Raw genomic sequence first — 12,661 nt, 5'->3', positions numbered from 1 at the left:
GGTTCACTGACTAATAGAAAAGAGTAAAATAGTAGAAAGAGCACTCGTAAAAATAACAAGTGCTCTTTCTACTATTTTTTATTATTTTTTTGCAGGCAATACAACACTAAACTTGGCACCGCCGCCGCTTTTGTTCGCGACCTCAATTTTTCCATTATGTTGGTCCACAATCCATTTAGCAATCGAAAGGCCCAGACCTGTACCGCCTTTTTCCCGTGACCGGGCCTTATCCCCCCGGTAAAACCGGTCAAAAACATATGGCAAATCCTCGGTCGGTATTCCCGGTCCGGAATCTTCAACTGTTATTACCAGCGAACTCCCCTGCTTACTGCCGGTAATTAGCAGTTGTCCGGGTGGTGGTGTGTACTTTATGGCATTATCGAGCAAAATGACCAGCAATTGATGCAACCGCTCTTTGTCTGCCATTAGCTCCAGCTGTTCATCCAGCTTCACTTGCAGTGTAAGACCCTCCATCTCCGCTAGTGGTATAAACAACTCGGTGACAGTCTCAATGACTTCATTCACATTCACATGGACTAATTTAATTTCAATTTGATTGGCGTCAGACCTAGCCAGCGTAAGCAGGTTGGAAACCAGTTTAGTCATACGCCTGACTTCCCTGATAATGTTCGTTACCCGGATACTTTCTTCTTCCACAGAATGAGCAGGATGCCGCAAAATAAGTTCAGCATTGCTTGTAACCACAGCAAGCGGCGTCCGTAGTTCATGCGAGGCATCGGCAACAAACTGCTGTTGTTTTTCCCAGGAAGCCTGAATCGGAATCATTGACCGTTTTGCGAGATTATAGCTAGCGAAAATAATAATGATCATGCCAATAACAAGTCCACTGGCGATAACGATGAGCAAATCATGCAAGGAAGCCACTTCCGAATCAACTATACTCACAGCGACAAGGGCCCTGACAACAACAGGGCCCCGCTCCGTATCCAGGATGTTATTCGGATGTCGATACGGAATATCAAGAATTCTATATGTATGATTTTCAATCGTTCTGGTTTGAAACTGGTATGGCAGAACATCGGCTATTAATTCTACCACATTTTCCATATTATCCTGATCATAAGGAAATATCGTGCTGACCTGTCCTCTGTCGTCCCGGATCAGGATAAAAATGCGCGGATCGAAGAAAAACCGGCTCCGGCTATACGGAACCATTTTACCATCCACAATGGAATAATTCTTGAGCTTAATAAACATGGCTTCATCCACCTTATCAAAAAAGCGGTATGCAACAAAGCCATAAATAACAGTCCCGAAAAACAAAAAAATCAATAAAAACACGATCGAATTCATCACCGACAAGCGGCGAAGCGTGCGTTTGAACATCCTTATTTCTCCTTAAACATAAAACCAGCACCGCGTACTGTGCGCAGCAAACTGTCATGACCGGATTGAGCCATTTTTTTGCGTAAATAGTGAATATACAAATCAACCACACTAATGGTGGTTTCGGACTCAAAACCCCACACACGGTCAAATATCTGCTCTCTGGTTAAAATCTGCTCTTTATTCAAAATCAGGAATTCTAATACCTCATATTCTTTAGTAGTTAGACCTAACGCCTGATTCTCAACAAAGCCGTCATGCAGCCTGCTGTCTACCGTAACACCGCCATAACTTATTTTTCCGTCATTTGCCATTGCCCCGTGACGGCGAATCAAAGCTTTTATGCGCGCTAACAGTTCCTGAATCGCAAACGGTTTTACCAGATAATCATCAGCCCCGGTCTCCAGGCCAGTCACCTTATCCTCAACACTGTCGCGGGCTGTTAATAATAAGATAGGCACCTCTTTATTAACAGCCCTGACCTTCTTGACTATCTCCAAACCACTAACTTCAGGCAACATAATATCCAGTATCAGCAAATCATAGATTCCTTGCTGAGCCAAATACAAGCCCTCGTCGCCGGTGGCGGCTTCATTGGTAATATAATTTTCCTCAGTCAAGAGAGAAATTATGGCCTCCCGTAAGGGATCATCATCCTCGACAACTAAAATTTTCATAAAATCACTCCTACCCTTTTCCTCACATAGTATTACCTATTCAAAGAGTATGGTATTATTCTTTCCCTGTCAAGGCATTGTCACCACTGATTTTTTATCCCACTTTCCTAATTGTCGCTCAACCTTACGTTCAAGTTGATCTTTTTCCCTATCAATGTATTTTCCCTGAACAGCATCCCTTATCCCGAAACTTTCCCCAGCTTCTATAGGCTCTGCTGCATATACCATAGCCGCTACCGGCGAGACCATAATTAAACAAGTGGTAATAAGACTTAAAACCCCACTTAGTAAACGTCGTACTAGCTTATTCATCCTTTCACCCCCATTTTGCAGATTATCTTCATACTGAATAGTTGTATTATAGCTTACGTTTTTTAGTATTCCCTTAGAAAAAAAACTAAAAGAAGCAATTACGTAGTCAAAAACACAACCGCCGTTGCACTTGCTAAAGCGTAACGGCGGTTGCCTGTACCTATGCTAACAAGAAAAATGTTTTAATTTATTCTAAGTAGCCTTTTCTTGTTAAACTGATGCTGTTTTTGACGATTTTATGGGCGATTTCCGGGTGTGAGTGATGAAATTTTTGAAAACAAATACCAGATAACACCAATATTTCTGCCGAAGTAATCGCAGCAATATCTTCTGTATGTTTATTGTGCTCAGTTAATCCGTTTGCCCCAAAGTGTTGTCCCGGTGTGATGTACTCTTTACTTGGACGCTGGAAAGTCAATGATTTTAGTCTGCCGGAAAGTAATATATTATAGGAATAACTAATATCGCCCTGGAAAGTAATTAGATCTTCCGGATAACACTGAACAAGGATACCGCAGCTGTGAAGAAATTTCTTAGCTGCTGCTTCAGATAATCCATGCAGTAACGATATAGCCTTAGTAGGCTGACAATTCAGGTGTTTGCACAGAATAGACCATAACTCTTCTTCCTTAATTATCTGACTATTAATACCGGGTGAGTTATTGGTGAACATTTTTTCAAACCACTCGACCGCTTTTGTGTTTAATGCTGCTCTTTTTCGTGCTATACGATACAATGGAGAACGTACCTTACGAAGATATTGAATATCCTCAATAAGTAAGATAATAGGGGCTAATATACCATAGCCAGAATGATGAAAATTTTTACAATATCTGCGACAACCTAGGTGTTCATAGAGATGTATCAAATGAAAGTTGCAGGCACCAAAAATAAATTGTACACGTTTATGGCAACAAATTTCATAACATTTTGCAATAAGCAGATATAGTACCGGTGAACTTCGATGAGCAGGAGCGATCATTACTTTTGTAATATAGGCAAATTTACGTTCTCCGTGTTCGCTATTATAATTTTGAAATGTTTCCAAAGATAGAAATTCTAATACTTTTTGGGGAAAGTCTGCAATGGTGCCGATATTAATTCGTTTGGTCGCAATTATCTCTGAATTAACTTTGGCATATAACAGCACTGCCCATTCATCCATTTCATCATATAATAGCTTACTATCATAATCTACTTCCTCAGGACGCTTAGACATTTCTTCTATATAAGTTTGATAACGAAAGTGGTATATTTCTCTTTTTTCCTCCGGGGTTGTGGCGATGCAAATTTTAATTGAACCTTCAGGACTTTCTGTTGAACAGGACACTACTTGCCGATAATTGTTTAGCATACTTTTCCTCTCCTTCATAATAGTTATTTAAACAAAAAACTTTGTACCAAGTTAGGTCTTCATAACTATCACCCCCTTAATTAGGGGCTACGGAAAGAAAAGTATAATTTCCTCTAAAAATGTAAATAAATGATACATATGGTAGAAATATAATATAATGGCATATAAAAAGCCCTTTTTCAGGAGACTTTACTCACTGAAAAAGGGCCAAACTGATTTGGAGTTCCTATGGTGTTGGTTGACTGAAATAAACAAAAAATGTCGTTCCTTGTTCACTGGTATCAATTTTTATACTGGCATTATGCCGGTGGGCTATTTGGTAACAGATTGGCAGCCCCAACCCGGTGCCTGTAGCTTTCGTTGTAAAGAAAGGTGTACCCAAGTGCTCTAGTACCTGCGAGGGTATTCCTGAACCCTGGTCACTAATGGATAAAACGACTTTGCTTTCTGACAAGGCTGTGCGGATAATTAGATTTCCCCCTGCCGGCATAGCTTCAATGCCGTTTCGCACTAAATTCAGCAGCAATTGGCGAATTTCATTTTCATCTAACAGCAATTCGGGAATAACACTAAGCTCAATGCTGGCACCAATCTGGGAAGCGTTAGCATCTGCCTGAATCAAAGGAAATAATGCTTCAATAATACCGTTTAACGAGCATTTCTGCAAATTAACCATTTTTTCATGAGACAAAGCCAGATATTCACAGATGATGCTATTCGCTCGATCTAATTCAGCGATCATTAATTCAAATTTATCTTTATCGGTTTGATATTTTTCCTTGTTTCCTAGAAACTGTAAGTAACCGCGCACAGTGGTCATCGGATTTCTAATTTCATGGGCGACAGTTGCCGCCATACTGCCTACCATACTCATCCGGTCAAATAAGGCAGTCATCTGTTCCAGCTTTTTTCGGTGAGTGATATCGCGGATAATGCCTTCCAGTGCTACAAGCTGGTTTTTTTCATCGTAAATAGGGACACATTTTTGTTCAAGCCAGAGGGTGGTTTTATCTTTGTTTACCAATCGTATTGTCAACGGTACTTCAATCGAGTGCGGCAGATGATTAATAAAATCGTTAAGCAGCGAATGATCATCAGGATGTATTAGCGTAAAAATTAACTTGTTGTCGGCATAATAGTCTTCAGGGGAATAACCTGTAACTGCCAAAACAGATGGATTAATATACTTGATTTTTTCTTCTGGCAGCAGCTGATAATAATAGATTACGTCAATGGCATTTTCCGTTAATCGTTGATATTGAAATTCCTTTCTTATTAAATCTTTTCTAGTTTTTTCTAAAAATAACATTAAAGTCCCAACAGCAATGATTATTCGCAATGTACCACCAAGAACATAACCCCAAGGAAAGAACAACGAACCACTCCCAATAAAAGGAAAGGAGAAATTAAGAAGGCTCCATAAGATATAGGCATAACCGATAACTAAGCCCCCAAACTTTGGTATTCTAGGATTACGTATAAAAGTTAAACCAACCCATATGCCTGCCAAGCAGCAGACATAGACAGAGAGCAGTAATTTATAAAACAAGGATAAAGATAGAAAATTTAATACAGTACTAATGATGAAGATGCTGCCAGCACCATAAAGCCACCATCTATTAAGGGGCTTGTTTACAAAGCTATAAGTACTCCATACAATCATAAAGACAAAGATAAAAGTCAGTATTAAATAAACAGTCAAGCCCAGGATAGACTCTTTCCAAGGGAGTAAACCTAAATCAAAAATAGCATTCCTTAAGAGCAAGACAAGCCAGCTTATAGCCCATATCACCATATAACGTTCGTGGTATAATACATACAGATATATAGAAACTAGAACTATCGCCAATGTACCAATTAATGAACCCATTACAGATAAGTATATATAATCCATATTACTCCTATAAAAACAAAATATTTACAATTTTATCAAGTTGAATATTCTCTACAAAACGCGAATATCCTTCTTTTGGATAAATTATTACTTTTAGATTGTTTTCCCGCATGATTCGACTTGATAGTCCAAAGACAGCGATTAGTGTTGTCGTCTATTAGCCTGACAAAGAAAATAAACAGCCTTAGTCTGATGAAACTTCAAAACTAAGGCTGTTTACATTACTTTATTTTGCTGCTATTAATTTATCGGTTACAATCCATTTGGAACCAGCGAAATCAACAAACCTTGCCTGGATTCAATAAATTCTTCGGGTCAAAAGCCAATTTGATCCGTTTGAGCAGTTCCATATATTCGCAGCCCTTGGTGGCTTCCAGATAAGGTTTTTTGGCACTGCCGATACCATGTTCGCCGGAAACTTCACCGCCAAACTCTTTTGCTTTGGCATACATAGCGTCCATGGCCTGCGCTAATTTATCCTGCCATTCCTTTTCTTCAAGCTGGTCTCTTAGCACATAAACATGTAAATTGCCATCGCCGGCATGGCCGAAGCCTTTTATTTTAATCCCAATCTTTTGTTGGAGCTCATCATTAAATTTAACAAAATCGGCGACCTTATCTCTTGGGACAACAACATCACATTCATCAAGTTCTGTGGTAGATGCTTTAATTGCCTCTAAAAAGGCTCCCCGCGCTGACCATATTGCGTCCTGGCGCTCCTGCGTGTTCGAAATCAGCGCATCAATTGCGCCTGCCTCCAGACAAATATGAGCAACTTTCTCATAGGCTTCTTCCAATTCTTCGTTGCTGTTGCCATCAAAAGTAAGCAATAAATAAGCATTAGCCGATTTGTCAGGAAACTGTTTGCCTAAAAACTCTTCTGATGCCAGGATGATCTCCCGTTCCAAATATTCAATGGCCGTAGGGATGGATTTGGACTTGATAATTTTGGGCACTGTTTCAATAGCTTGTGCCAAATCCGGGAAGGGCACCAACAAGCTTAACGCTTTTTTGGGCAGCGGCAATAATTTCAGTATTGCTTTTGTCACAATAGCCAGGGTACCCTCTGAACCAATGATAATATCTTTCAAACCGTAGCCTGAACTGTTTTTGACAGTTTTTCCGCCCATTGTCATAATCTGACCATCAGGCAGTACTACTTCAAGGCCACGAATATAATCGCGGGTCACACCATATTTAACAGCACGCATTCCTCCGGCGTTGGTGCTGATATTGCCACCAATTGTTGCACTTTTTTCACCAGGATCAGGCGGATAGAACAGGTCATTTTTTTGGACAAACTTCACAATATCTAAAAGTAGCACGCCTGGTTCGACTGTCAAAGTCAGATTTTCCTCATCAAGCTCCAATATCTTATTCATGCGAACCGTGCTTACCATGATTCCACCATAAATGGCTACTGCGCCACCTGCAAGACCAGTTCCCTGGCCACGGGGAGTGACCGGAATATTGTTTTCATAGGCATATTTCATGATTTTTGAAATTTCTTCGGTACTTAAAACCTCAGCAACTACTTCCGGGTACAAATGTTCATTTACCAACTCGTCCCGGCTGTAACTTTCATGAATTTCATTGCCGGTAAAAACCCGTTCCTTACCGCAAACAGATATGAGAAACGCTATATCCTGACTGTCAATTTTTTTATAATTCATAGTTATCACCTCTAACGCTACTAATTTATATAGGGAAGCTCCCTGCGAGATTACTCCTTGCCTTAGGCTAAACGCTCAATCAAGTCTGGCACAATCTTATAAAGATCACCAATTATCCCATAATGAGCCACATTAAAGATCGGTGCATTCTCATCGATATTGATAGCAATAATGTTATCGGCACTATCCATGCCGGCAACAAACTGCACTGCGCCGGAAACACCACAGGTAATAATCAATTTTGGTTTTACAGTTCTGCCACTTAAGCCAATTTGCAGTCTGGGATCGGCAAAGCCTGATTCAATCAAAGGTCTGGTAGTAGCGACCATGCCGCCGAGTTTATCTGCCAATACCTGCAGCATTTCCATATCTTTTTGGCTTTTGATGCCACCGCCGGCGACTACAATCACCTCAGCATCTTCAATACTCTTCACTTTTTCTTTGGGCTTAATCTGCAAAACCCGGATTTGCGACACCAAGTTTTCTTTCGGAATAGTGCAGATAGTGACTTTTCCTGTAGGATTGTTTGTTTTTTCAGCCAGCGAGAACACCTTATACCTGACAGTAGCGAACTGGGGACGGGTATTGGGGGTAACGATATGAGCCATAATGTTGCCGCCAAAGGCTGGTCTGATTTGGGCTAAATCGGTTTTTTCATCTACATCCAGCACCGTGCAGTCTGCCGTCAAACCGGTACGAAACCTTGCTGCCATTCTGGGTGCCAGGGATCTGCCTACTGTAGTTCCACCTACCAAAACAATTGATGGTTTTACCTTATTAATAAATTCTTCAAAAACAGCCGCATAGGGTTCGATGCGAAAATCGTTTAACTCTTCATCATCATAGACAAATACTTCATCGATACCATATTGCAGCAGTTCTTGGGCTTTGCCTGTTATGTTATGTCCCATAAACAGACAATACACCGGATAGTTGACTTTCGCGGCAAGCTCTTTCGCTTTGCCGATAAGTTCCAGTGTTACCGGATGAATATTGCCTTCCATATGATCAACATATACAACAATACCTTGCCACTGACTTTTGTCAACAGTAACAACTTCATCCTCAATAAAAGTAAATACCCCTGCAGGTCCTTTTTTTACACACAGCTTACACATTTTGCAAGCAGCATTGATACTCAAATACTGGTTATCCCACTCCAGCGCGCCAAAGGGACAGAGTTCAAGTATTGCTTCCGGATTAGTAATTTTATCTTGGTCTATAACTATTTTTGCCAATGTTGCTTCCTCCTTTACACGTTCCTTTACACGTACTTTAACTCTTTTAATTTATTGGTCAAACGGTCGACTAATACGTCGGGAGCATCTTTCCACATTTCACGGTCATTGTTGGCTTCAGGGGCAAATATCCTTATAACCCGGGTCGGTGAACCGTTGATGCCATAATTATTTTCATTCTGATCGGTAAAGTCCTTAAAACTATACATCGGTATTGTTTGGTTCTTTGTCGCCAGTTTCCGTTTAAATGAAGGCAGGCGAGGCTGGTTTATATCTTTTTCCACAGTAATAAGACAGGGATAGTTAACTTCTACTGTTTGAACAGCATGGGGCATGTCCATGTCCACGATAATGGAGTGTTCTTTCACTTCTACAATCTTCTTTACATTGGTAACATGAGGTATTCCAAGAAACTCTGCCAGTTCCGGACCTACCTGGGCCGTATCCCCATCTGTTGTCTGCTTGCCACAAATAATGAGGTCATACTGACCAAATTTTTGTATTCCTTGTGAAATAGTGTAGGAAGTCGCCAATACATCAGCGCCGCCAAACACCCTGTCCGAAATCAGTGCGCCTTCGTCGGCACCCATCATATAGGCTTCCCGGATAATCTCGGCGGCCTGAGGCGGACCCATGCTTACAACACTAATTTTGGCACCTTTTTCTTCTTTCATCTTAATCGCGGTCTCAATAGCATACAGATCATAGGGGTTCATCTTCGAGTCAATGCCTTCTCTTTTTAACACCCCGGTCTCTTGATCTACTTCCACTTCCGATGTTCCCGGAACTTGCTTAATACAAACAATGATATTCATAATATAGTCACCTCACTAAATCTATACCTTTTCTGAATGACATTATGCAGCACACATTCCATAACTATTATTTGCATACCTATACATTATACACAAAATTATCATAGCCCTTTCAATTTTTTTGACTTTTATAGCGAGTTTTTTGATCTATTTACCATTTCCAGGGCTCACCAGGAATCTGAACAGCGAATTTTCCGCCGCTTATTTCCAAATCAATTCCCGTAATATAACCGGCAGCCCCGGATGCGAGAAAGACGATTCCTGCCGCCACTTCCTGGGCATCCCCAGCCCGGTTAAGCGCAATCTGCCCTAAGGTTGCCTCAGGTTGTTCGGCAAGACGCCTGGCATTCATCTGGGTAGCAATAACACCAGGAATATAGCCATTCACGCGAATGTTATAAGGTGCGAGTTCAGCAGCCAGCGTCCGCGTCAAACTGGAAACTGCTGCCTTAGACGCAGCGTAAGCCCCGCCACCGGCTGACGGAATAACTGCGGCATAAGAAGATGCGTTTAAGATAACACCGCCCTCGCCTTGCCGCATATACCGGGCCGCTATTTGGGCCCCCAAAAATACCGACTTTACATTGATATCCAGGACATTGTCCCAGTCAGTTGCGGACATTTCCAGGAGTTTTGCTTTATGAGAAACTCCGGCATTGTTCACCCAAACATCAATTCTTCCATACTTATCATACACTTGTTGGGCAAATCCCTCAAGTTCCTGCGGTTTAGCAACATCAGCCACATAAACAAAAAGTTCATATCCTGCTGCCGCCATATCGGCTTTGAAGGCAGCAAGCTTCTCAAGGCTGCGGCCACATACTGCCACCCTGCACCCCTCTTGGAGAAAGGCTGCTGCGCAAGCCGAGCCAATACCTGCTGCACCACCAGTAATAACTACTACTTTTTCGGTCAACTGTAAATCCATTTTGTACCTCCTAATAGTATCTACATAGTTGCAGGCGGATAATGCGTTACCAACATACACCACCCGCCTGTGCCTGCAAAATTCTTTACGGCGAAATAGATAGACAAAAGGCTGTGAGGTTCCCCCCGCAGCTCTTTTGCCTTTTATTCCTTTAATTAACTACTTCGTTATTCAATGCTGTGTTTTCGTACTCGCTGCCGCTTTTCCCTTGCCAAGAGCTAGTACTGAGATCGTCCCCATCAGAGCAAAGGCTGCCAGGAAGTACATGCTGAAGGTCGTAGAACCACCGCTCATTTCCTTGAGAAAACCTACAACATACGGTCCAAAAAAACCGCCAAGATTACCTGTCGAGTTGACAATAGCAATACCAACTGCTGCAGTTGCTTCTGTCAGATACATATTCGGGAAGACCCAGAAGGTACCAACAAAGCAGTAGATTGCTGCTGTACTTACACAAAGAAGCGCCATTGATACATACAAATCAGTAGTCATCGTCAAGCCAATCAGTCCAAAAAAGGCCAGCGAAATCGGCAATGCTCCATGATACCGGCGTTCCCCGGTCTTGTCCGAGTGGCGGGCGACAAACACCATTGCAACTACACCGCACATATAAGGAATGGTGGACAAAAGACCAATGTTGGTGTTACTCATTGCTTTTGATAAAGCCTTGATGATCTGCGGCATCCATAACCCCAAACCGTATAAGGCAATAACGTAGCACAGATAGCAGAAGGACAGATGCCAAACTTTCGGCATTTTGAATACATCCCATTTATTAGCTGGAACTTGCGATAATTTGGCTTCATGCTCTTTTTTCAGTTCGGCAATAAGCCATTGTTTCTCATTTTTGTCCAGGAAGGTCGCTTGCTCTGGACGGTCAACCATCGTAAAATAGGTGATAAATCCAAGCAGTACTGCAGGTGCTCCTTCTAATACGAACAACCAGCGCCAGCCAGCATAACCCATCCATTGAATATTATCCATAATCCAGGTGGAGATCGGGCCGGTTATAATGTTGGCCAATGCCATACCGCACATAAAGATGGATACAGCACTCGCAAAATACTTACCTGGAAACCAGAAGGTCAGATATAAAATGATACAAGGATAGAAACCAGCTTCGGCAACACCTAGTAAAACTCGCAGAATACCAAACTGGGTTGAAGTGTTAATAAATCCGGTAAATACAGTTACCAAACCCCAACTGATAAGAATCCGGGTAATCCAGATACGGGCCCCGACTCTGTGCATAATTACATTACTAGGTACTTCGAAAAAGAAATAGGCGATAAAGAAGATGCCGGCAATAAACCCAAACATACTTGGGGTTATACCCAATTCCTGGTTCATTTGCAATGCAGCAAAACCAATATTTACCCGGTCAATCATAGCTACGATATACAATAACATCAGATAGGGCAACAATTTCCAGCGTAGTTTACTTATTACTTTTTCCTCATTAACTGTTGCAGTTCCCATAATAGCCTCCTTTGTTTTAGTTATTATTTATCCAATGCTGCTAAAAATTCTTTGACTTCTGCCTCACTCATCTTATAGGTATGTTCATCATCGATCGGAAATTGACCCTTTCTGACTTCTGTCGTATATTCTTTAAATGCATTTATCAGAACTTCACCGACGTTGGCATACTTTTTAACAAATTTTGGTGTAAAGTTATCATACATACCAACCATGTCCGCATAAATCAGCAGTTGACCGTGAGTATAAGAACCGGCGCCAATACCCAGGATGGGAATCCCGGCTCTTTCAGTAATGGCTTTGCCGACAGCAGTAGGAATGCCCTCTACCAGAATGCTGAAGGCACCTGCTGCTTCAACTGCTTTGGCCTCATTGACAATCTTCATGGCCGCCGCCGAGCTGCGACCCTGGGCTCTGTAACCACCGATTTGCCCCATAAGCTGAGGTGTCAGGCCGATGTGACCCATAACCAGGATACCAGCCTGCTGGATGGCTTTAATCCGCTCAGCAATCATCGGGCCGCCGCCTTCCAGTTTGATGCAATCGGCACCGGCTTCTTTTATGAACCGACCGGCATTAGCAATAGCTTGCTCATTGGAAGTCTGGTAAGACATATATGGCATATCGCCAACAATAAAGGTATTAGGAGCGCCGCGGCGGACAGCCGAGCAATGGCGAATCATGTCATCCATAGTTACCGGAAAAGTAGTATCATAACCTAAGCTTACCATACCGAGAGAATCACCAACCAGGATCATATCTACGCCAGCTTTTTCTTCCATTTTGGCTGTTAGATAGTCATAAGCCGTAAGATATACGATCTTCTCACCATTTTCCACCATTTGAGCAAAATCATTAATTGTTTTCTTCGCCATACTACCGCCTCTTTTCATTTTTTTCTATAAATTTTCTATAAAGTTAGACTTTGCTTCAGGTGGGGGTTG

11 protein-coding genes are annotated in these 12,661 nt (G+C 41.8%); all 11 read right to left on the bottom strand.

The window, feature by feature from the left end:
• Positions 1-81 precede the first annotated feature (81 nt).
• Positions 82-1,347 (bottom strand): sensor histidine kinase, encoded by a 1,266-nt coding sequence (locus AC1ECB_RS27580; protein ID WP_485666740.1) that lies wholly within the window; start codon positions 1,345-1,347, stop codon positions 82-84.
• Positions 1,348-1,349: 2 nt separating this feature from the next.
• Complete coding sequence (locus AC1ECB_RS27575) at positions 1,350-2,024, bottom strand: response regulator transcription factor (RefSeq protein ID WP_485666739.1); 675 nt, start codon at positions 2,022-2,024, stop codon at positions 1,350-1,352.
• A gap of 69 nt (positions 2,025-2,093) precedes the next feature.
• Positions 2,094-2,336 carry a hypothetical protein gene (locus AC1ECB_RS27570; protein ID WP_485666738.1) on the bottom strand — a complete coding sequence of 81 codons (243 nt, stop codon included), beginning with the start codon at positions 2,334-2,336 and terminating at the stop codon, positions 2,094-2,096.
• Between the two features lie 187 nt (positions 2,337-2,523).
• Positions 2,524-3,690, bottom strand: a complete 1,167-nt coding sequence (locus tag AC1ECB_RS27565) for a GNAT family N-acyltransferase (RefSeq protein WP_485666737.1) — start codon at positions 3,688-3,690, stop codon at positions 2,524-2,526.
• A 226-nt stretch (positions 3,691-3,916) separates the two neighbouring features.
• Positions 3,917-5,065, bottom strand: coding sequence for an ATP-binding protein (locus AC1ECB_RS27560; protein WP_485666736.1), 1,149 nt, complete (start codon positions 5,063-5,065; stop codon positions 3,917-3,919).
• 797 nt (positions 5,066-5,862) lie between these two features.
• Entirely contained in the window at positions 5,863-7,257 is a 1,395-nt protein-coding gene (locus AC1ECB_RS27555) for an FAD-binding oxidoreductase (RefSeq protein ID WP_485666735.1), read from the bottom strand.
• 62 nt (positions 7,258-7,319) lie between these two features.
• The gene (locus AC1ECB_RS27550; protein WP_485666734.1) at positions 7,320-8,495 is read right to left on the bottom strand and encodes an electron transfer flavoprotein subunit alpha/FixB family protein; all 1,176 of its coding nucleotides are present in this window, start codon (positions 8,493-8,495) and stop codon (positions 7,320-7,322) included.
• A 26-nt stretch (positions 8,496-8,521) separates the two neighbouring features.
• On the bottom strand, positions 8,522-9,310 hold the full coding sequence (locus AC1ECB_RS27545) for an electron transfer flavoprotein subunit beta/FixA family protein (protein ID WP_485666733.1): 789 nt from the start codon (positions 9,308-9,310) through the stop codon (positions 8,522-8,524).
• 151 nt (positions 9,311-9,461) lie between these two features.
• A complete protein-coding gene (locus AC1ECB_RS27540; protein ID WP_485666732.1) occupies positions 9,462-10,238 on the bottom strand; it encodes an SDR family NAD(P)-dependent oxidoreductase in 777 nt (258 codons plus the stop codon).
• Positions 10,239-10,409: 171 nt separating this feature from the next.
• Complete coding sequence (locus tag AC1ECB_RS27535) at positions 10,410-11,717, bottom strand: MFS transporter (protein ID WP_485666731.1); 1,308 nt, start codon at positions 11,715-11,717, stop codon at positions 10,410-10,412.
• A 23-nt stretch (positions 11,718-11,740) separates the two neighbouring features.
• Positions 11,741-12,592, bottom strand: a complete 852-nt coding sequence (panB, locus tag AC1ECB_RS27530; protein ID WP_485666730.1) for a 3-methyl-2-oxobutanoate hydroxymethyltransferase — start codon at positions 12,590-12,592, stop codon at positions 11,741-11,743.
• Between the last annotated feature and the right edge of the window lie 69 nt (positions 12,593-12,661).

It is taken from the genome of Sporomusa sp. 246TCP1 (assembly GCF_057319775.1).
The sequence above is the reverse complement of the archived record's forward strand: the minus strand, read 5'-3'. Positions and strand labels throughout refer to the sequence as shown.